Origin of the sequence: Bacillus amyloliquefaciens DSM 7 = ATCC 23350 (assembly GCF_000196735.1) — a bacterium.
In the GTDB taxonomy this organism is placed as follows: domain Bacteria; phylum Bacillota; class Bacilli; order Bacillales; family Bacillaceae; genus Bacillus; species Bacillus amyloliquefaciens.
The window spans coordinates 3,432,543-3,452,649 of record NC_014551.1 but is presented as its reverse complement, the minus strand read 5'-3'; the positions used below and the strand labels follow the sequence as shown (position 1 = coordinate 3,452,649).

General features: G+C 44.0%; 24 protein-coding genes. 22 read left to right on the top strand and 2 right to left on the bottom strand.

All coding sequences use genetic code 11. The annotated features are described in order from the left end of the window. Position 1 precedes the first annotated feature (1 nt). Together tuaH and BAMF_RS37800 are read left to right on the top strand one after the other, a co-directional pair. On the top strand, positions 2-1,198 hold the full coding sequence (tuaH, locus tag BAMF_RS37805) for a teichuronic acid biosynthesis protein TuaH (protein ID WP_013353791.1): 1,197 nt from the start codon (positions 2-4) through the stop codon (positions 1,196-1,198). Positions 1,199-1,330: 132 nt separating this feature from the next. Further along, positions 1,331-2,407: a glycosyltransferase family 4 protein gene (locus BAMF_RS37800; RefSeq protein ID WP_013353790.1), complete on the top strand. Its 1,077-nt coding sequence runs from the start codon at positions 1,331-1,333 to the stop codon at positions 2,405-2,407. Between the two features lie 99 nt (positions 2,408-2,506). Here BAMF_RS37800 and BAMF_RS37795 read toward each other — a convergent pair whose 3' ends face one another. Both BAMF_RS37795 and BAMF_RS37790 read right to left on the bottom strand, forming a co-directional pair. Beyond that, positions 2,507-3,781 (bottom strand): LCP family protein, encoded by a 1,275-nt coding sequence (locus tag BAMF_RS37795; RefSeq protein ID WP_013353789.1) that lies wholly within the window; start codon positions 3,779-3,781, stop codon positions 2,507-2,509. 4 nt (positions 3,782-3,785) lie between these two features. Further along, positions 3,786-4,433 carry a YigZ family protein gene (locus BAMF_RS37790; protein WP_013353788.1) on the bottom strand — a complete coding sequence of 216 codons (648 nt, stop codon included), beginning with the start codon at positions 4,431-4,433 and terminating at the stop codon, positions 3,786-3,788. 222 nt (positions 4,434-4,655) lie between these two features. Here BAMF_RS37790 and degS point away from each other — a divergent pair, with 222 nt between their 5' ends. From degS to hpf, 20 genes are all read left to right on the top strand, one after another. Then, positions 4,656-5,819 carry a two-component sensor histidine kinase DegS gene (gene degS, locus BAMF_RS37785; protein ID WP_013353787.1) on the top strand — a complete coding sequence of 388 codons (1,164 nt, stop codon included), beginning with the start codon at positions 4,656-4,658 and terminating at the stop codon, positions 5,817-5,819. A gap of 76 nt (positions 5,820-5,895) precedes the next feature. Continuing rightward, entirely contained in the window at positions 5,896-6,585 is a 690-nt protein-coding gene (degU, locus tag BAMF_RS37780) for a two-component system response regulator DegU (protein WP_003219701.1), read from the top strand. A gap of 96 nt (positions 6,586-6,681) precedes the next feature. Next, entirely contained in the window at positions 6,682-7,530 is an 849-nt protein-coding gene (locus tag BAMF_RS37775; RefSeq protein ID WP_013353786.1) for a DegV family protein, read from the top strand. A gap of 106 nt (positions 7,531-7,636) precedes the next feature. Further along, on the top strand, positions 7,637-9,022 hold the full coding sequence (locus BAMF_RS37770; RefSeq protein ID WP_013353785.1) for a DEAD/DEAH box helicase: 1,386 nt from the start codon (positions 7,637-7,639) through the stop codon (positions 9,020-9,022). A 58-nt stretch (positions 9,023-9,080) separates the two neighbouring features. Continuing rightward, entirely contained in the window at positions 9,081-9,365 is a 285-nt protein-coding gene (gene comFB, locus BAMF_RS37765; protein ID WP_013353784.1) for a late competence protein ComFB, read from the top strand. A 5-nt stretch (positions 9,366-9,370) separates the two neighbouring features. Further along, on the top strand, positions 9,371-10,060 hold the full coding sequence (locus BAMF_RS37760; RefSeq protein WP_198315882.1) for a ComF family protein: 690 nt from the start codon (positions 9,371-9,373) through the stop codon (positions 10,058-10,060). A gap of 73 nt (positions 10,061-10,133) precedes the next feature. Beyond that, on the top strand, positions 10,134-10,553 hold the full coding sequence (locus BAMF_RS37755; protein WP_013353782.1) for a TIGR03826 family flagellar region protein: 420 nt from the start codon (positions 10,134-10,136) through the stop codon (positions 10,551-10,553). A gap of 69 nt (positions 10,554-10,622) precedes the next feature. Next, a complete protein-coding gene (flgM, locus tag BAMF_RS37750; RefSeq protein ID WP_013353781.1) occupies positions 10,623-10,889 on the top strand; it encodes a flagellar biosynthesis anti-sigma factor FlgM in 267 nt (88 codons plus the stop codon). 14 nt (positions 10,890-10,903) lie between these two features. After that, complete coding sequence (locus BAMF_RS37745) at positions 10,904-11,386, top strand: flagellar protein FlgN (protein WP_013353780.1); 483 nt, start codon at positions 10,904-10,906, stop codon at positions 11,384-11,386. 15 nt (positions 11,387-11,401) lie between these two features. After that, positions 11,402-12,919, top strand: coding sequence for a flagellar hook-associated protein FlgK (gene flgK / locus BAMF_RS37740; protein WP_013353779.1), 1,518 nt, complete (start codon positions 11,402-11,404; stop codon positions 12,917-12,919). An 11-nt stretch (positions 12,920-12,930) separates the two neighbouring features. After that, on the top strand, positions 12,931-13,848 hold the full coding sequence (gene flgL, locus BAMF_RS37735; RefSeq protein ID WP_013353778.1) for a flagellar hook-associated protein FlgL: 918 nt from the start codon (positions 12,931-12,933) through the stop codon (positions 13,846-13,848). Positions 13,849-13,939: 91 nt separating this feature from the next. Beyond that, on the top strand, positions 13,940-14,509 hold the full coding sequence (locus tag BAMF_RS37730; protein ID WP_014471091.1) for a DUF6470 family protein: 570 nt from the start codon (positions 13,940-13,942) through the stop codon (positions 14,507-14,509). A 29-nt stretch (positions 14,510-14,538) separates the two neighbouring features. Then, positions 14,539-14,970: a flagellar assembly protein FliW gene (gene fliW, locus BAMF_RS37725; RefSeq protein WP_007407475.1), complete on the top strand. Its 432-nt coding sequence runs from the start codon at positions 14,539-14,541 to the stop codon at positions 14,968-14,970. After that, a complete protein-coding gene (gene csrA, locus BAMF_RS37720) occupies positions 14,964-15,188 on the top strand; it encodes a carbon storage regulator CsrA (RefSeq protein WP_003151402.1) in 225 nt (74 codons plus the stop codon). Before fliW ends, csrA begins: the two co-directional genes overlap by 7 nt. A 142-nt stretch (positions 15,189-15,330) precedes the next feature. Continuing rightward, positions 15,331-16,317 (top strand): flagellin N-terminal helical domain-containing protein, encoded by a 987-nt coding sequence (locus BAMF_RS37715; protein ID WP_013353776.1) that lies wholly within the window; start codon positions 15,331-15,333, stop codon positions 16,315-16,317. A 246-nt stretch (positions 16,318-16,563) separates the two neighbouring features. After that, positions 16,564-18,084 carry a flagellar hook-associated protein 2 gene (locus BAMF_RS37710; RefSeq protein ID WP_013353775.1) on the top strand — a complete coding sequence of 507 codons (1,521 nt, stop codon included), beginning with the start codon at positions 16,564-16,566 and terminating at the stop codon, positions 18,082-18,084. Between the two features lie 19 nt (positions 18,085-18,103). Beyond that, entirely contained in the window at positions 18,104-18,505 is a 402-nt protein-coding gene (fliS, locus tag BAMF_RS37705; RefSeq protein ID WP_013353774.1) for a flagellar export chaperone FliS, read from the top strand. After that, positions 18,505-18,849 (top strand): flagellar protein FliT, encoded by a 345-nt coding sequence (locus BAMF_RS37700; protein WP_013353773.1) that lies wholly within the window; start codon positions 18,505-18,507, stop codon positions 18,847-18,849. Before fliS ends, BAMF_RS37700 begins: the two co-directional genes overlap by 1 nt. 9 nt (positions 18,850-18,858) lie before the next feature. Then, positions 18,859-19,236: a hypothetical protein gene (locus tag BAMF_RS37695; RefSeq protein ID WP_013353772.1), complete on the top strand. Its 378-nt coding sequence runs from the start codon at positions 18,859-18,861 to the stop codon at positions 19,234-19,236. Between the two features lie 195 nt (positions 19,237-19,431). After that, on the top strand, positions 19,432-19,995 hold the full coding sequence (gene hpf, locus BAMF_RS37690; protein ID WP_013353771.1) for a ribosome hibernation-promoting factor, HPF/YfiA family: 564 nt from the start codon (positions 19,432-19,434) through the stop codon (positions 19,993-19,995). Positions 19,996-20,107 lie beyond the last annotated feature (112 nt).

The following is a 20,107-nucleotide window of genomic DNA, read 5'->3' as shown; positions in this document are numbered from 1 at the left end:
GATGAAGGTGGAACCGATTATTCACGTAATCGTCGGAGCGGCGGAATGGGGTCATGACCGGCTGAGATACAGACGGCACCGGCTGGCTGAATTTCTCGCCAGGCAAAAAGAAACGAAAAGCGTCATTTGGGTATGTCCGTCCCCGCGCGCAAATGACGGGCAAATGACTGGGATTGCCGAGGGAATCCGGCAGTTCGCAGTAAAGGATCTCCTGAAGCAGAAAGCTTTCCGCTTCGGCAGGTATACAGATTTTTGCTACAGGAATAAGCTTTCACCATTGCTGAACGTGCTGAAGGAAGAAAGAGAAGGGGCCCGCTGCTGCTTATGGTACACCTTCCCCGGTTTTCCGCTTCTGTCAGAACTGTTTCCTTGGGATGAAGTGATTTACGATTGCAGTGATCTGTGGGCGGCTCCGATCAGCGGACGTGCCGGTGTGCTGTCAAATATCAGAAGAAATATCATAAAACAGGCGGAAATGAGAATCATTCAGCGTGCCGATTCCATTACGTGCACATCTGACTGTCTTCATCAGGAGGTCGGAAAAAAGCTGGAGAACCCGCGCCAGAAGGTCTTCACCATTGAAAACGGAGTGGAATATGACCTGTTTTCACAGGAAAATAAACACCCGGATGAAGACATTTTACAGGGAAGAAATGGGCCGGTTCTCGGTTTTATCGGCGGCATCAAACCGAAGCTCGATTTCGCGCTTTTAGCGGAAACGGCAGATTTACGGCCGGATTGGACGATTTTATTGGTAGGTCCGAACACGGCTGAGGATGAGCCGGATTTCAAGTCGCTTCTGAAGCGGCCGAATGTCATCTGGTCGGGACCTGCTGCGCCGAATGAAGTGCCGTCCTATATGCAGCTCGTCGACATCGGCATTATGCCTTATAAAAATTCGCCTTATAATGACGCGGTATTTCCGCTCAAGCTTTTTGAATTTTTAGCTGCCGGCAAACCGGTTGTCGGCTGCAACCTTGCTTCTACGGCCAAAATCAAAAGGCCTTATGTTTATGAATACGTTGAAGGCAGCGACCCCGCAGATTTCATCGCAGCCTGTGAATCGCTCTTGGCAGCGGATCGCGGCGGATCTTACGAGGCATTGCGCCGTGAATTGGCCCGAAGACGGGATTGGAATGTTTTATTCGGCCATATGCTCGAATGCACGGGAATCATGAAAAATGCGCACTCCCATTAAAAGGGAAAGCGCATTTTTTGATTTGCGTGTTTCTTTTTGATGATGCTTGTTATAATAACTAGTAAGAATTATAATGGAAGGAACGGTTCAATATCAGAAAAGACTTCATATAATTCCAAAGGAGACTTCTTTATGCTTGACGAACGCATGTTTCGCATAGTTGTTGCGTTTTTTGTCTCTCTGCTAACGGTTTTAATCCTAACTCCTATCGTAAAAAAAATTGCGATCAAAATAGGTGCAGTTGACCAGCCCAGCAACCGAAAAGTACATGATAAAATAATGCCCCGTATGGGCGGATTGGCCATTTTTATCGGCGTAGCGGCGGGTGTGCTCGCGGCCGGCATATATAATGAAACGAAGATGACCGCCATCACGGTGGGCGCGTTTATTATTGTTATTTTAGGAATTCTTGATGATAAATACCAATTAAGCGCAAAGGTAAAGTTTTTCGTCCAGTTAGCCGTAGCCATTATGATTGTGAGCACGGGACTGAAAATGGACTTTTTCTCCGTGCCGTTTTTAACGGAACGTTTAGAATTGGGATGGGTCGCTTACCCGCTGACTGTGTTATGGATCGTCGGTATCACGAACGCGATGAACCTGATTGACGGTTTGGACGGTCTCGCTGCCGGTCTGTCGGTCATCGGACTGTCCACCATCGCAGTAATGGCGTTATCCGGAGGCAAAATCCTTATCCTGTCACTTTCTCTCGTTGTGATAGGAAGCACACTCGGATTTTTATTTTATAATTTTCACCCGGCAAAAATATTTATGGGAGATACCGGATCGCTCTTTCTCGGATACGTCATTTCAGTACTCTCATTATTAGGTCTTTATAAAAGCGTGACTTTATTCAGTATCATCATTCCGATCATTATTTTGGGCGTGCCGATTTTTGATACGACGTTCGCTGTCATCAGACGGATACTAAACAAACAGCCGATTTCAGCGCCTGATAAGTCACATATACACCACCGGCTGATGGCCTTCGGGCTTTCACACCGCACGGCTGTCATCATCATTTATTTAATCGGCTTTATTTTCAGCATCAGTGCCATCCTGCTGAAAAGCGCGACCATATGGCTTTCGCTGTTTATTATTTTTGTATTGATTGTATTTATGCAAATCATAGCAGAGGTCACAGGGTTAGTAAATGAACAATTTAAACCATTTACCAAGTTTTACAAGAGATTGGTAAAGAAGAATTAAAAAGAGCAGATCATGCAAATGGTCTGCTTTTTCTTTGATTCTGCTATTCTCTTAATTATATAGAAAAACCCGATCCTTCTCAAAGGATCGGGTTTTCTGTTAATAGCCTGTTGTGCCGCTTGAATTTGTGTTGCCGGGCTGTGTGCTGTCCGTTCCGTTTGCACCCGCAGTACCGTTGGTTGAATCGGTCGTGCCGCCGGTCCCTGTGCCGCCGGAATTCGAATCAGTGGTGCCGTCTGTTCCTGTGCCGCCGGAAGTTGAATCCGTCGTACCGTCTGCTCCTGTGCCGCCGGAAGTTGAATCCGTCGTACCGTCTGTTCCGGTGCTGTCAGAAGCAGGATCGGCCGCAGTGCTGCTTCCGGCCGGATAATCTAAATGCTTCTGCAAGGTTTGCCGTACTTTTTCGAGATTGGCGGGGTCCGGTTGGAAATAATACGTTCCGCCCGTAGACGCGGTTCCGCCTCCGCCTAAATATAAATCTGTTCCTGTTATGGTCAGTGTATCAATCTTTTTGCTGGTAAAGCCGCTGTAAATCTGCTGAAGGGCGAGTCCTTCAGTGATGCGGATATTCGTTTGTACGTTATTGCTCGCTGTTTCAGCGATTTTATCGATCTTAGCAATATTTCCAGCCTTAGACATTTGGTCGATCAGTGCGTTTAGGATCTGCTTTTGGCGGTCATTACGGCCGAAGTCTCCGCGCTTATCCTGCTTTCTCATCCGCGCGTAAGCCAGAGCCTGTTCACCGTTCAAATGCATGTTTCCTTTCTTGAAGTAGATCCGTTTCTTTTTACTGACGTCACTCATCTCGTCGAAATCAAATGGCACCTTTACATTGACTCCGCCGACTTCATCAATAACATCCTTAAAACCGTTAAAATCGACAGTGACATACTTATCAATCGGTATGCCTAATAAGTCTTCTACAGTTGAGACGGTTTCATCCGCTCCGCCTTTAGCAAAAGCCGCATTGATTTTTGACTTTTTACCGGTTGTATCGCCGGCAAGCGTCACCCGCGTATCACGCGGAATACTCAGCATTTTCATTGTTTTATTTCTCGGATCAAGGGTAACAACAATAAGAGAATCTGATCGTCCGCCTTTTCCGCTTGTGGCATAATTTTCGATCCCCATAAACAAAATGGAGAACGGTTTTTTCTTCATATCGATGACTTCATCCCGCAGTTTTGATTTATCTCCGCGGGAAAGGGCATCATATGCATTATCTGCCGCATTGATCGTTTTGTATACTTTGTACCCGCCAAACCCGGCAGCAACTAACAAAACGAGGGTAAGCAGCAGCAAAATCCGTTTGAAAATAATCTTTCGTTTGTTTTTCTTTTTCTTTCGAACACGTACTCTTACACGTTCAGCCATTACATTAGTCTCCTTTAGGGCTGACGTCTGTTTCTAAATACGTCAGTTCTCCCTCTGTATTAATACTTTTGCCGTTCGTCAGCTCTGTCATCCATTTTATAAACGCTTCTTTGTCTTTTTCTTCAACGTATGTTTCAAATTCGACATGATCCGCATAATGGATCTCCTTCAGTAAAAAAACTGATTCTCTCAGTTCATTCTCTATCTTGCCGAGCCACGTATAATCTGCCGATGTATGCATAATCCGCATCAGCTTCCGTTCCGTAACTCCTATATGATTTAACCCCTCAGAAACTGACTTCCCGTATGCGCGAATCAATCCGCCTGCTCCGAGCTTTATTCCGCCGAAATACCGGGTAACCACCGCGCAGGTATCTTTCAGGCCGCGTTTTTTCAGCACTTCCAGCATGGGTACGCCGGCTGTGCCGCTTGGTTCACCGTCATCATTCGCCTTTTGTATCTGATCCGTTTCTCCGATCAGATAAGCTGAGCAGTTATGAGTCGCATTCCAGTGCTGTTTTTTGATCTTTTGTATAAATTCCTGCGCTTCCGATTCAGAAGCGGCACGGCTCAGGTGGCAGATAAAACGTGATTTTTCGATCACAATCTCATGTTCACCTGTTTCTTTAACAGTTAAATAGCTGTGCAGCATGATTGCTGGACCCTCCTGACAAGCATTAAAAGACTTGTTTCTACAAATTCGAACAGACTTTAGAATTTTTGCGCATATTTTGGTATTATGAAAGAGTAAGATACTATATAAAAATGTTTTTTTCTAGAATATACGCATTCTTTCATTATAATTCGACACAAATTGCAGTTCAATTACATTTATAATAAAAATACATAACAACACCGTTACGGAGGGAGACTGATGAATAAATCGAAGATGGACTCCAAAGTTTTGGATTCTATACTTATGAAAATGCTGAAAACCGTGGACGGGAGTAAGGACGAGGTTTTTCAAATCGGAGAGCAGTCGCGCCAGCAATATGAGCAGCTGGTCGAAGAACTCAAACAGATCAAACAGCAGGTGTACGAAGTCATTGAGCTGGGCGACAAACTCGAAGTACATACCCGGCATGCAAGAAACCGCTTGTCGGAAGTAAGCAGAAATTTCCATAAGTTCAGCGAAGAAGAAATTCGCAACGCCTATGAAAAGGCGCACAAACTTCAAGTGGAACTGACGATGATCCAGCAGCGTGAAAAGCAGCTGCGGGAGCGCAGAGATGATTTAGAACGCCGGCTTTTGGGGCTTCAGGAAATCATTGAACGGTCAGAATCATTGGTCAGCCAAATAACCGTCGTTCTGAATTACCTGAATCAAGACCTTCGCCAAGTAGGGCTTCTGCTTGCCGATGCGCAGGCTAAACAAGATTTCGGTTTAAGAATTATCGAAGCCCAGGAGGAAGAAAGAAAAAGAGTTTCCAGAGAAATTCATGACGGTCCGGCTCAAATGCTGGCAAATGTTATGATGAGATCGGAATTGATAGAACGGATCTTCCGCGACCGCGGCACGGAGGACGGCTTTCAGGAAATCAGAAATCTTCGCCAGAATGTGCGGAATGCTCTTTACGAAGTCAGAAGGATTATATATGATTTAAGACCGATGGCATTGGACGATCTCGGGCTGATTCCGACACTGAGAAAATATCTTTATACAACTGAAGAATACAACGGAAAGGTGAAAATACATTTTCAGTGCATCGGAGACACGGAGAACAAAAGGCTTGCCCCGCAATTTGAAGTGGCGCTTTTCCGTCTCGCTCAGGAAGCCGTCACAAATGCGCTGAAGCATTCAGAATCAGAGGAAATTACAGTAAAAGTGGAAGTAACTGCTGATTTTGTGGTTCTTATTATTAAGGACAACGGAAAAGGCTTTGATATCAAGGAAGCTAAACAAAAGAAAAACAAGTCATTCGGCTTGCTGGGAATGAAAGAAAGAGTAGATCTGCTCGAAGGAACGATAACGATAGACTCTAAACTAGGTCTTGGGACATTTATCATGATTAAGGTTCCTTTATCTCTCGGCCTATAATTTGTTAAATAGAGCCAAAAGACATATTGACCGAACAGCGGCGTATATAGAACAATAGGATAAGGAGGCGTAGCGTGTGACTAAAGTAAATATTGTTATTATCGACGACCATCAACTATTCCGTGAGGGTGTAAAAAGAATATTGGATTTTGAACCTACCTTTGAAGTGGTAGCAGAAGGTGACGATGGAGATGAAGCGGCTCGTATCGTCGAGCATTATCATCCCGATGTCGTCATAATGGATATCAATATGCCGAATGTAAATGGAGTAGAGGCTACTAAGCAGCTTGTTGAGCTGTACCCTGAATCTAAGGTAATTATCCTCTCCATCCATGATGATGAAAACTATGTGACTCATGCTTTAAAAACAGGTGCAAGAGGCTATCTCCTGAAAGAGATGGACGCGGATACTTTAATCGAGGCAGTGAAAGTGGTAGCCGAGGGCGGTTCTTACCTTCACCCGAAAGTAACCCACAATCTTGTCAACGAATTCCGCCGTCTTGCGACAAGCGGAGTTTCTGCTCACCCTCAGCATGAGGTTTATCCGGAAATTCGGAGACCATTACATATATTAACGAGACGGGAATGTGAAGTGCTGCAAATGCTTGCAGACGGAAAAAGCAACCGCGGAATCGGTGAATCATTGTTTATCAGTGAGAAAACAGTGAAAAACCACGTGAGTAATATTTTGCAGAAAATGAACGTTAATGACCGGACACAAGCTGTTGTCGTAGCCATTAAAAACGGCTGGGTAGAGATGCGTTAGTCTGTGTGAGAAGACTTGCCTATTATGGCAAGTCTTTTTTTACGGCTACATATCTATTAAAATACGTATTAAGTACTTAATAAGGCAGGTAAAGTGATGAATATTGCAGTTGTAACAGACAGTACAGCATATATTCCGATAGAGATGAGAGAAGAACATCATATTCATATGATCCCTCTTCAAGTGGTTTTCGGTGAAAAAACATTCCGAGAAGAAACAGAACTCGACTGGAGAAGCTTTTATAAAGAAGTGAAAAATCATGATGAGCTGCCGACTACGTCCCAGCCTTCTTTCGGTGAATTAATCGCATTGTACGAAGAGCTGGGCAAAACATATGATGCAGTCATAAGCATACATTTGTCCAGCGGAATCAGCGGAACTTATAACAGCGCCGCTTCGGCAAACGCTATGGTTGATCATATTAAAGTTTATCCTTTTGATTCAGAAATCAGCTGTTTAGCGCAAGGTTTTTATGCATTAAAAGCTGCACAGCTTATTAAAGACGGAGTTGACTCTCCGGAAGAGATTATAAAAGAGCTGGAAGAAATGAAAAAAACAGTCCGTGCTTATTTTATGGTGGACGATTTATCACATCTGCAGCGGGGCGGGCGTCTAAGCAGTGCTCAGGCTTTTATCGGCGGTCTGTTAAAGGTAAAGCCTATTCTTCATTTTGACAATAAGCTAATTGTTCCTTTTGAGAAGATTCGGACACGCAAAAAAGCGATTTCTAGAATTTTGGAGCTGTTTGCCGAGGATGCAAGTAAAGGAATCCCGATGCGGGCCGCTGTCATTCATGCAAACAGGGAAGAAGAAGCTGCTGAAATTATTCAAGAATTAAGCGGTAAATATCCTCATGTCGAATTCTATAACAGCTATTTCGGAGCTGTGATCGGAACCCATTTGGGCGAAGGCGCCATCGGAATCGGCTGGTGTTTTAAAAACTAAGTGCAAATCTCCGTTTTCAAGGGCGGAGATTTTTTATTTTCTTATTTTCGTAATTCGACAAAAAGTTTCCCGGCAGGCATACTTTGAGCAGAAAGGAGGCTGAGAGATGTCCGGAGGTGCTTCAGAATTTTCGAAGGTGCGGGATTTCTTTTACGGCAGGCATTTATTGAGATCTGAGATTCCGTTTTCTGATCAGTGCATCAAGCGTTTTATAGAAAAAGAATATATAACGGCCGAGCCGTCAGTCATCCGCCGGAAAAACCGTTATGTCTGCCGCCGATGCGGCCAGTCTGACCAAGCCCGCTTTGCGGTATTTTGGGCGCCCTCTGCCAAAAGACATATTACCTATTGCCGTTCCTGTGTCGTAATGGGAAGGGCTGATGAACTGACGTCATTATACTCTTGGAATCTAGCGGCTGAAAACAGCTGGGAGCCTATCAAGCTTTCTTGGGAAGGAACACTGACAGACGGACAGAAGCAGGCGGCGGAAGCGCTTATAGAAGCGATAAAAGAGAAACAAGAGCTGCTGGTATGGGCGGTTTGCGGATCAGGGAAAACAGAGATGCTGTTTCCGGGTATAGAGTTTGCGCTGAATCACGGCTTGCGCGTCTGTGTCGCGACTCCGCGTACAGATGTCGTACTTGAACTGCTGCCGAGACTGAAAAAAGCATTTGAGAAAGTCGAAGTTTCTGCTTTGTACGGCGGCAGTGAGGACAAAGGCAGCTTGACTCCGCTAATGATCTCAACCGCTCACCAGCTGATGCGCTATCGAGATATTTTTGATGTAATGATAATAGATGAAGTAGATGCTTTTCCTTTTTCAGCTGATGAGACATTAAGATTTGCGGTTGATAAAGCCAGAAAGAAAAACAGCGCCCTAGTTTATGTAACGGCAACTCCTTCAGACACATTAAAAAAGAGGGCTGAGGCCGGTTTGCTGAAAAGCGTTCGCATACCGGCCAGATATCATCGGAAACCGCTCCCGGAGCCGCGTTTTTTGTGGTGCGGCAATTGGAAGAAGAAGCTTGAGAAAGGAAAACTGCCGCGTTCTGTAACGGATTGGGTCCGGCAAAAACTTCAATCACGACTGCCGGTTTTCTTATTCGTTCCGTCTGTACATATATTAAGAAAGACAACGGATTATTTTCAGAAATTAAACATCCGTGCAGAAGGCGTGCATGCGGAAGACACATGCAGAAAGGATAAAGTGAAACGGTTCAGAGAGGGACGGTTTGACCTGCTGGTAACGACTACGATTTTAGAAAGAGGGGTTACCGTACCTAAAGTCCAGACTTGTGTCCTCGGCGCAGAAGCACCTATCTTTACTGAGAGCGCACTCGTACAGATTGCAGGCAGAACGGGCAGGCATTATAAACATTTCAGCGGTGATGTCGTCATGTTTCATTTCGGAATGACAAACGGTATGAAGAAAGCAAAAAAACATATAGAATATATGAACAAATTGGCACAAAAAAATAAATTGTTGGACTAGTTAATTTCAGAAAACGTGATACAGTATACTCATACTTTTCCTATGAGGAGCTGTCAACATGCTTGTCAATTCTAAAGAAATCGTATTAAAGGAACTTCTCGACCGCTATATACCTCAGCTTCATATGAAATGCACATGCCGGGTATGCAAAAATGATGTACTGGCACTTTCATTAAACCGGGCTGAACCGGCATATGTTACTGATAAAAAGAAAGTTGCTTACGCAAAAGCAGAGATGGTTGATAAACAGAAAAATACGGCGCTGCTTGTCATTCTTGCTGAATCAGCGGCGATTGTTTCGGTTAATCCCAGCGAGTTCTGTGAGACTCGGGAAGGAGCGTAATTTCTCTGAATTGTTTATTGTGTGACTCACCAATTTCAAGATCACTGACTTGGAGTTCTCTATTTTCTCTGGCGCCGGAGCAAGAGGTATGCAGCGCATGCAGCAATCAATTTGAAAAAATCGAAGGCCCCGTGTGCAGTTTATGCGGAAGGCCTCAGCAGTCAAACAAAAAATGCGCTGACTGCATGGCGCGGGAATCAAAAACGGAACAGCGCTTTTTGTTGCGGCAGAACCGTTCGGTTTTTTTGTATAATGATGCAATGAAGGACTCATTGGCCCGGTTTAAATTCAGGGGTGATACGAAAATCATTCAAACATTTGAACGTGATTTTACTGCCGGCTTTAAAGCGGCATATCCGGCAAATACACATATCCTCGTCCCTATTCCGCTGAGCCCCGAACGGCTGGCGGAGCGCGGATTTAATCAATCCGAGCTGCTGGCCTCGCTGCTCGGAATGCCCGTCATTTCCCCCCTCATCCGACTGAACAATGAAAAACAATCCAAAAAGAGCAAAACAGAAAGGCTCTCCGCAGAAAAAAAGTTTTCAGCTGCCGAAAACTCCGCCGAAGGTATGAACGTCATTTTAATAGACGATATTTATACGACGGGCGCCACACTGCATCAAGCTGCCGGAGCTCTGCTGACAGCAGGCAAAGCGTTATCGGTCTCCTCTTTTACTTTAATCAGGAGCTAAATCATTCTTTTATCCTGCCGATATAATTGATAGAAATATAAGGCAGATAAAAGAAGGAATAGGAGTTAATACGATGGGTGAATTGGCGAATTGTCCAAAATGCAATGCTTTATTTTTTAAAACGAACCTGCAGACCGTATGTCAGGCATGTATTAAAGAAGAAGAAAAAGCATTTGAAACCGTCTATAAATTTTTAAGAAAGCAAGTCAACAGACAGTCGACGATGCAGCAGATTACTGAGGAAACAGGTGTTGAAGAAGAGCTGATCCTCAAGTTTATCAAACAAAAAAGGATTCAGATCAGCCAGCTTCCGAATTTGGCATACCCTTGTGAAAGGTGCGGAAATCCGATCAGGACGGGGAAATTTTGCAAGTCCTGTCAGACCGATATTGAGTCGCAATTAGACCATATGAATCAAAAAACAGCTGCTGAATTCAAAGAGAAAAATAGTTCAAATGACACATACTATGCCTATAATACCAAAAACACCTGATTCCCTAAACTAACTGATAACGCAGTCGATAAAAGAATTAGACTGCGAACAGAAAGCGAGAGGAATCCTATGAAAATCAATCAGTACGGAACACAATCCGTTAATCCATACCAAAAAAATTACGAAAAGCAAGCCGTACAAAAAGAGGCTGCAAAGCCGAAAGACAAAGTGGAAATTTCTTCTCATGCAAAAGAGCTTCAAAATGCGTCAGATGCGGTCACTAAAACACGTCAGGAAAAAATCGCTCAGCTGAAAGCGGATATAGAGAGCGGAACATATAAAATAGATTCAAACAGCATCGCTGAAAAAATAGTGAATTTCTATAAAAAGCAATAAAAAGGAGAAAGCCAATGTCAGCAAAGCCAATTATTGATCAACTGAAGCGACTTTGCGCACTGCATGAACATCTGCTCACGCTGTCTGAGGAGAAAACGGAAGCGCTGAAAGCAGGTAAAACAAAAGAGCTTTCCAACATATTGACTAAAGAGCAAAAGTATATTCAGGCAATCGGGCAGACTGAAGAAGAACGAATCAAGCTGACTTCTCAGTTTCTCAGCGGCAGTGAGGACAACACAATTGCTGCATGCATCTCCAGAACTTCAGGCAGCGAAAAACAGGAGCTTGAAGGGTTATTTCACTCTTTGTCTGCGCTTCTTGACCGTCTGAAAGAAGTGAACGAGATGAACAAACAGCTCACGATTCAGGCTTTGCAATTCATCTCCGGGGCATTCGATATGATAATGCCGGGTGAAAAAGAGAATATGAATTATAAAGAGCCGCAAACGGCACGCCAGCCTGTCAGCCGTTTGACATTATTCGATTCAAAAGCTTAGAACGGAGGATTTTCAATGCCATCGACTTTTATGGGGCTCGAAACAGCAAGGCGTGCACTGAGTGCGCAGCAGACTGCATTGAGCACCGTTTCAAATAACGTTGCAAATGCAAATACAGCAGGATATACAAGGCAGCGAGTCACGTTACAATCGACGAGTCCTTATCCCGCTGTATCAAAAAACAGTGATCTGACAGCCGGCCAAATCGGAACAGGTGTTAAAGCCGGTTCAGTGGAGCGCGTCAGAGACAGTTTTTTAGACTATCAGTACAGAACTGAAAATACAAAATTAGGCTACTATACAGCCCGTTCCAATTCATTATCGCAAATGGAAGGCGTCATGAAAGAGCTTGACGATAACGGTTTAAACGGATCGCTCAGTTCGTTTTGGAATGCCCTTCAGGATCTGGCGACGAATCCGGAAAATACGGGAGCGCGCTCAGTCTTGCAGGAGCAGGGGAAATCTCTTGCTGAAAGTTTTAACTATATATCTACCTCGTTGACTAACATTCAGGGTGATATTAAAAAGAATCTGGATAACACAGCGGACCAGGTCAATTCAATTCTCAATCAGCTGAATGACCTTAATACTCAAATAGCGGCAGTTGAACCGAGCGGTATGCTCCCTAATGATTTATATGACCAAAGAGACAGATTGATTGATCAATTATCTTCTATGGCAAATATAAAAGTTTCATATAATAAGTCGGGCGGGCATTCCTTGGCGACTGCTGAGGGCACGGTTAACGTGGAATTGCTGAACGGAAACAACAATTCTCTCGGAACGCTGCTGGATGGTAATACAAAAACCGTTTCAGAAATGAAAATCAACTACGACAAGGACAGCGGCCTTGTGTCGAGTGTGTCAATCGGCAGCAGCGAGGTCAATGCGGATGCATTTACCGGAAAAGGCTCACTTTTAGGTCTTATTGAGTCATACGGCTATATGTCGAATGGAGAAGAAAAAGGCCTCTACCCTGAAATGCTGACGGCTCTTGACAATATGGCGCTATCCTTTGCTGACGCGTTTAACGCAGTTCACGAAAAAGGAAAGACCTATACAGGCGAACAGGGCGCGGCATTTTTTGATTTCAGCGGTGATGAAGCGGTGCCGGCAAAAGGTGCGGCAGCGAAAATAAAAGTCAGTGACAAAATCCTCGCGTCTACTGACAATATCGCAGCGTCGTTAAACGGAGAAAAAAGTGACGGCACAAACGCGACTAACCTGGCAGCCGTGCAGAACAGCAAGCTGACTATTAACGGTGAAACCACTACAATTAATGACTTTTATGAATCCCTTATCGGCAAGCTGGGCGTTAATTCACAAAAAGCGGCCAATCTTATGAACAACTCTGAAAGCAACACTCTTTCAGCCGATCAAAGGAGACAATCAGTCAGCGCCGTGTCTTTAGATGAAGAAATGACAAATATGATTCAGTTTCAACACGCTTATAATGCCGCTGCGCGAATCATAACGATGCAGGATGAAATATTCGATAAAATTATTAACGGTATGGGCACCGGAGGAAGATAGGAGATAAGTAAATGAGAGTAACTCAAGGGATGATCGCAAAAAATTCTCTTCGATTTATCGGCTCAAGTTATGACAAGCTCGATCGGCTTCAGCAGCAAGTGTCTACGGGGAAAAAAATCACGAAAGCTTCTGATGACCCGGTCGTTGCAATGAAGGGAATGCAGTACCGTACTCAGCTTGCGCAGGTAAACCAATATCAGCGGAATGTTTCGCAAGGTTTTACATGGCTGGAAAACTCGGAATCAAGCGTAAACTCAGAAACCGATATTATGGGGAAAATCCGGGACTTGATGGTTCAGGCCAAAAGTGATTCGAACGGTGAAACGGAATTAAAAGCAATCGGTACAGAAATCGGCCAGCTGAAAAAGCAGCTCGTTTCTGTCGCGAATACTCAGGTGAACGGGCGTTACCTGTTTAACGGAACCAATTCAGACGTCCCGCCGATTACTGAAAATGCTGACGGTACATATACGTACAACTATGAAAATTACACTAGTGCTTCGGATGTTAACATCAACATCTCGAACGGGGCAGTGCTGAAAGTGAATTCTGACCCGAATTCAGCTTTCGGGGGCGTCGCTCAAAATGGGGATAATGTATTTGAATTTCTCAACTCCTTAGAAGCTTCTTTAAGCAAAGGTACGCTTTCCGAAGCAGATTCAAAACAGATTCTGTCAGATATCGACGGTTTTACTGACAAAATGAATGCTGAAAAATCCAATATCGGTGCACGTACAAACCGTTTGGAACTCATTCAGACAAGGCTGGAATCACAAGCTGCTACCGCTGAAAAAGTATTGTCAGATAATGAAGATGTAGAAATGGAAGATGTGATTGTTGATTATTTATCTCAGCAGACGGTTCATAAAGCTGCGCTGTCAGTAAATGCGAATATTATTCAGCCGTCACTGATCGACTTTCTGAAATAATATAACTGACCGTCTTCAATATATAAAAAAAGCGACTCACAACAGGGAGATCGCTTTTTTTACTAGAACATTCTAAAGAGGAGGGATTTCTATGCAGATGCCGAGATTGATTATTGACAGTGTGCCTGCTAAAATCGGTATTACCTTTCAGAAGGAAGAAATCGAAATGGAACAGCCGCCCGCTGACCTGGAAATTGAGCAGCCGCCGGCAGAGCTGAACATTGAAAGCACGCCGGCCAAACTGACGATTGATCAGACGAGGGCTTGGGAGAACTTGAATCTCAAATCATTTGAAAAGCTGAACGCGGAAGCCGCCCAGAAAGGCGCGGAAGCATGCAGTGAGTTTATTGCAAAAACAGTCAGAGAAGGGAAGGAAATGGCGGCTATCGAAAAGAAAACCGGCAATGTGATGGCCCGGCAGGCAGCGGATGTCAGCCCGCCCGAGCCATTCGGCGAATTCAGCGACTTTCTCCCTGCACAGTTTCTCGTCGACATTGACTGCATTCCTTCAAAGCTGACGATTGATATTGAAGCCCGCAAACCTTCAATTGAAGCAGCCGCCCATAAACCGGTATGGAATTACACGCCGGGAAAAGTTCAGATTGATATGATGCAAGACCCTAAGGTGACGATTTCGGTTGACGACGGTAACACAGAATAAAAGATGAAAGTGGTAAAGGATTGTGAAGCATGATTATTAAAACAAAATATCATGGAGAAATCAGAATAGACGAAGGGCAGATCATCTCATTTGAAAACGGCCTGCCGGGATTTAATGACGAGACTCAATTTGTTGTTCTTCCTTTGTCGGAAGATTCACCGTTTTTGGCGCTGCAATCTGTCAAACAGGAGCACATCGCCTTTATTGTCGCCAGCCCGTTTATTTTCTTTAAAGGGTACGAATTTGACATTGACCATGCGACGCTTGAGCTTTTGCATATTGAAGATATAGAGGACGTCGAAGTGATGGCGATTTTAACGCTGGAAGAGCCTTTTGAAAACACGACCGCCAATTTAAAAGCGCCGATTATCGTCAATAAAAAGGAAATGAAGGCGAAACAAATCATTTTACATGATGCTTCCTATGAAACAAAACATCTGATAGGAGGAGGATCATGCTAGTTCTCTCAAGAAAAGTGAATGAGTCAATTCAGATCGGACCCGATATTGAAATAAAGGTGATTGCCATCGAAGGAGAGCAAGTGAAGCTGGGAATTGAAGCGCCTCAGCATGTGGATATTCACCGGAAAGAAATATACTTGTCGATCCTGGAAGAGAACAACAGAGCCGTATCTTTTAATACCGATTTATTACTTAATTTATCCTCACAAAAAAAGTGAGGATTTTTTATTTTCATATAAACAATAGAAGCGGCCGTCCGATATATATAGTGTAGCCAATGAGAGGAAAAATTTTCTTCAGAATGACGCTGCGAAAAATGCACAAGGACGTGCGAAAAACAATTCAGGGAGGAAATACAAAATGAGAATCAACCACAATATCGCGGCTCTTAACACTAGCCGTCAGCTGAATGCAGGTTCAAACGCTGCTTCTAAAAACATGGAAAAATTATCTTCAGGTCTTCGCATCAACCGCGCTGGTGATGACGCTGCGGGTCTTGCGATCTCTGAAAAAATGCGTTCTCAAATCCGCGGTTTAGACATGGCGTCTAAAAACGCTCAAGACGGAATCTCTCTTATCCAAACATCTGAGGGTGCATTGAACGAAACTCACAGCATTCTTCAGCGTATGAGCGAGCTTGCTACACAAGCGGCTAACGATACAAACACAGATTCTGACCGTTCTGAGCTTCAAAAAGAGATGGACCAATTAGCGTCTGAAGTAACAAGAATCTCTACTGACACTGAGTTCAACACGAAAAAACTTCTTGACGGAACTGCAAAAGACCTTACGTTCCAAATCGGAGCTAACGAAGGCCAAACAATGAGCCTGTCTATCAATAAAATGGACTCTGAAAGCCTGCAAGTTGGTACGACTTATACAGCAAATACTGACGGGTCTAAGCTTGTAACTGCAGACGGAAAAGAAGCAACTCTCGTAACTGATGGTTCTAAAGGACCGAATGGCTACTATGACACTGATGATAAACTAGTTTATCAAGCTGACAGCGCATTGGCTGCAGATACAAAAGTAACCAAAGGTATCGACATCTCATCTTCTGCTAAAGCTGCGTCTTCAGCTCTTACAACAATCAAAACAGCTATCGACACAGTATCTAGCGAGCGCGCTAAACTTGGTGCGGTTCAAAACCGTTTAGAGCACACAATCAACAACCTTGGTACTTCTTCTGAGAACCTGACTTCTGCTGAATCACGTATCCGTGACGTAGACATGGCTTCTGAGATGATGGAGTACACGAAAAACAACATTCTTACTCAGGCTTCTCAAGCAATGCTTGCGCAAGCTAACCAACAGCCTCAGCAAGTTCTTCAATTGCTTAAAGGTTAATGACGGAAAGATCCTGGCTCTCCAGGGTCTTTTTTTATTTCCTCCGCTTTTTCCCTCATCATGCCAAGGAAACCCTATTGACAAAATGAAACATTATAATTTCAGTTAAAATATTGAAAACCTTTTAATATGACCGATATAAGAATAAGATCATACATTTATGGAGCTGCGATATGATAAACAGTCGGAAACTCACTGTTGTCATAGAGCCGTCTACGACTAAACGCTGAAAAGGAGAGGGTACATATGGTCACAAGAATCACAGGCCTTAATTCCGGTCTTGATGTAGATTCTCTGGTGAAAAAACTGATGGATGCCGAAAAGCAGCCGCTTAATAAATTGAACCAGCAAAAGCAGACGCTTGAATGGAAGCGCGATGCTTATCGGGAAATGAATACCCAGATTACCGACATGTATTCCACTACATTTAATAATATGCTGATGTCCACAAACTGGAATAAAAAAACAGTAACAAGTTCGGATTCCAGTGTCAGCGCGGTGGCCGTCAGTGCTGAGCAAAATATTTCAACAAGCATGTCCGTTCAGCAGCTGGCCACGCCGACGACGTATAAATCCTCAGGCGCCATCAATTTTACATCAGGCCAGAGCCAAACATTGAAATTCAATGTCACAAATCCGGGTGACACGAAGCCGACTGAGGTAAACGTCACGATCGCCGCGACTGATACGATTGATGATGTGATTTCCAAACTGAACAGCTCGGGCCTCGGGATGACGGCTTTAAGAGAGAAAATTTCCAATGGCACGGATTATGCGGACACGATTGCGTTCACTTCCAATAAAACGGGGGAAGGGTTTACCCTTGCCGCAGGTGATGACGCAACCAAAAGCTTTCTGAAAGATCAGCTCGGTTTTGCCGTTGATGATACAACGAATGAACTTACGGCCAATGCCGAAGGGAAAAACGCGAAGTTTACGTTCAACGGCCTTGAAATGACCAAAACGTCAAATAACTTTACGATCAACGGCATTAAATATACGCTGAACAGCGTGACGGATAGCAATAAAACGGTTACGATTCACAGCACGACTGATACGGACGGCATCTTTAACAACATTAAAGATTTTGTTGATAAATATAACACGTTAATTAAAAACGTAAACGCGAAGGTGACGGAATCAAAATACCGGGATTATACGCCGTTAACTGATGATCAAAGAGAAGCGATGACTGATAAGCAGGTTGAGCAGTGGGAGGCTAAAGCCAAAAGCGGTTTATTACGGAGCGACAGCACGCTGCAGAACGGTTTGGCGGAGATGCGGATTGATCTGTACTCAACGGTTACGATTGACGGGAAAAAATATCAGCTCGCGGATTTCGGAATTGAAACGTCTGATAACTACGCCGATCAAGGAAAGCTTGTCATTAAAGACGAAGCGAAACTGAAGCAGAAAATTACCGAGAATCCGTCTCTCGTGGCTAAGCTGTTTAATGCGGACAGCCCTGATACAGCGAAAACCAAAAACCCGGAAGAGCAGGGGATTGCCCGGAGATTAAAAGACACATTAAACAAAATGCAGACTCAAATTTCAAAACAAGCGGGCACGGAAAGCTCGGTATCAACCAGCTTTGCCATCGGAAAAAGCCTGAACGAAGTAGAAACAAATATTACTAATATGAAAACGAAGCTGGATGACATCGAAACGAGATATTATAAAAAGTTCAGCGCGTTGGATACGGCATTGGAGAAATTGAACAGCCAATCTTCATATCTCACGTCAATGTTAGGATCTTCAACATCATAATCTTGGAGGTTTCACAAAAATGGCAATAAATAATCCTTTTGCTGCTTATCAGCAGACATCCGTCTTTACAGCCGCTCCGGAAGAGCTGACCCTTATGCTTTATAACGGCTGCCTGCGATTTATTAAGCTGGCCAGGCAGGCGATGAAGCAAAACAACCCTGAAGCCAAAAATGAAAATATCGTAAAGGCGCAAAACATCATTCAAGAGCTCAGCATCACGTTAAACCGGGAGATTGAGATTTCTGAGCAGATGTCATCAATCTATGATTACATCCGCCGCCGCCTGATCGAAGCGAACGTGCAGAATAACGAAGGATTTTTAGATGAAGCGGAAAAGCTCGTTACTGAATTTCGCGATACGTGGAAGCAGGCCATGCAGAGCGAACGGAAAAACAGCCATGGCACAGGCGGCCTTGCCTGATGAACAGCAATGTCTTTTCCTTGTATAACGAAACGAAGAACATGTACACCGAACTGAAGGATGCTCCGGAAAGCGACGGTCTCATCAGCAGCGTTACGGCATTTACGGAGAAAAGGGAAGAGATGCTTGCGGGCATAAAACCGCCTTTTTCCGAAGAAGAACAAACGCTGCTTCAGCAGGTGACCGCGCTTGACCGCCTGATTACCGGAGAAGTGAAACGGATCCAGGACGGCATCCGAAATGAAATAAAAACGCTCAAGAAAAAACGGGTGTACCATAATACGTATTTTAATCCGTATCATCAAACGACAAGTGACGGCCGTTATTACGACAAACGCAAATAGGTGAGTGTTTTGAGAAGTTTGAACGATTACCATTTGGTGTCAGCATACTACCAGCTTCTTTTTACGATTGATGAGGGGCTTTGCTACCTATTGGATACGCAGGATGATTTTTTTAAGACGGAGGGCGAACGGATTTACAACGATTTGATTCAGGCTTTTTTTCATCTCGACTCCTCTCATGCGCTTCTTTTGTCTATCGTTGAGTGCCGATGCGTGGAGACTGCGATTCGGTCATTTGACGAGATTTTTCAGGATTTCAGCATGTTAAATGATTATGATTTCCCGTCCGCTCCATTTCAGGAGTTTTTAAAAACCATCTTTCTGCCGCATTATAAGCTGTGGATGGAGCAGACGCACGACTGCATCAAACCGTATGTTCTTCATTAGACCTGCTGCAAGCGGCAGGTCTTTATCCTGCGTTCTTTGCATATACTTTAATCCTGCCGGAAGCTGCCGGATAAAAAGCCGACACCATTCGTCATCGTTCACTGATTTTACACATTATTTTAACGTTTCAGCAGGGATCAGAAGGGGTAAAAGAGAAATAGATACATATCCTTAGATAAAGGGAGGCGTTCTTTGATGAACTACAATATCAGAGGAGAAAACATTGAGGTTACACCTGCGTTAAAGGATCATGTGGAGAGAAAAATCGGCAAGCTGGAACGATATTTCGAGCAGAGCGTCAATGCCGATGTGAACGTCAACTTAAAATTCTATAATGATAAGGAATCAAAAGTTGAGGTCACCATTCCGATGACTGATCTGGCGCTTCGTTCCGAAGTGCATAACGAGGATATGTACAATGCAATTGATCTCGCAACAAACAAGCTGGAACGTCAAATCCGAAAGCATAAAACAAAGGTCAACCGGAAATTCCGTGAGCAGGGTCTGCCGAAACATTACTTCGAGAACGGGAGCGCTGCTGACACGGTAGCGGTTCAGGATGAAATTGAAGATGACAGCCCGGAAATTGTCCGCCAAAAGCGTTTTAATTTAAAACCGATGGATAATGAAGAAGCGATTCTCCAAATGAATATGCTCGGACATAATTTCTTCGTATTCACCAATGCGGAGACGAATCTCACAAATGTCGTTTACCGCAGAAATGACGGCAAATACGGATTAATTGAACCGACTGAATAAACCCATCCAGCCTTCCGTGAACGCGCGGAAGGTTTTTCTCTATCTTTATCTGCAAATTCTTTGGAAATAACAAAAGGTATGTTATGATAATGAGAGGTATACATGGACAGAA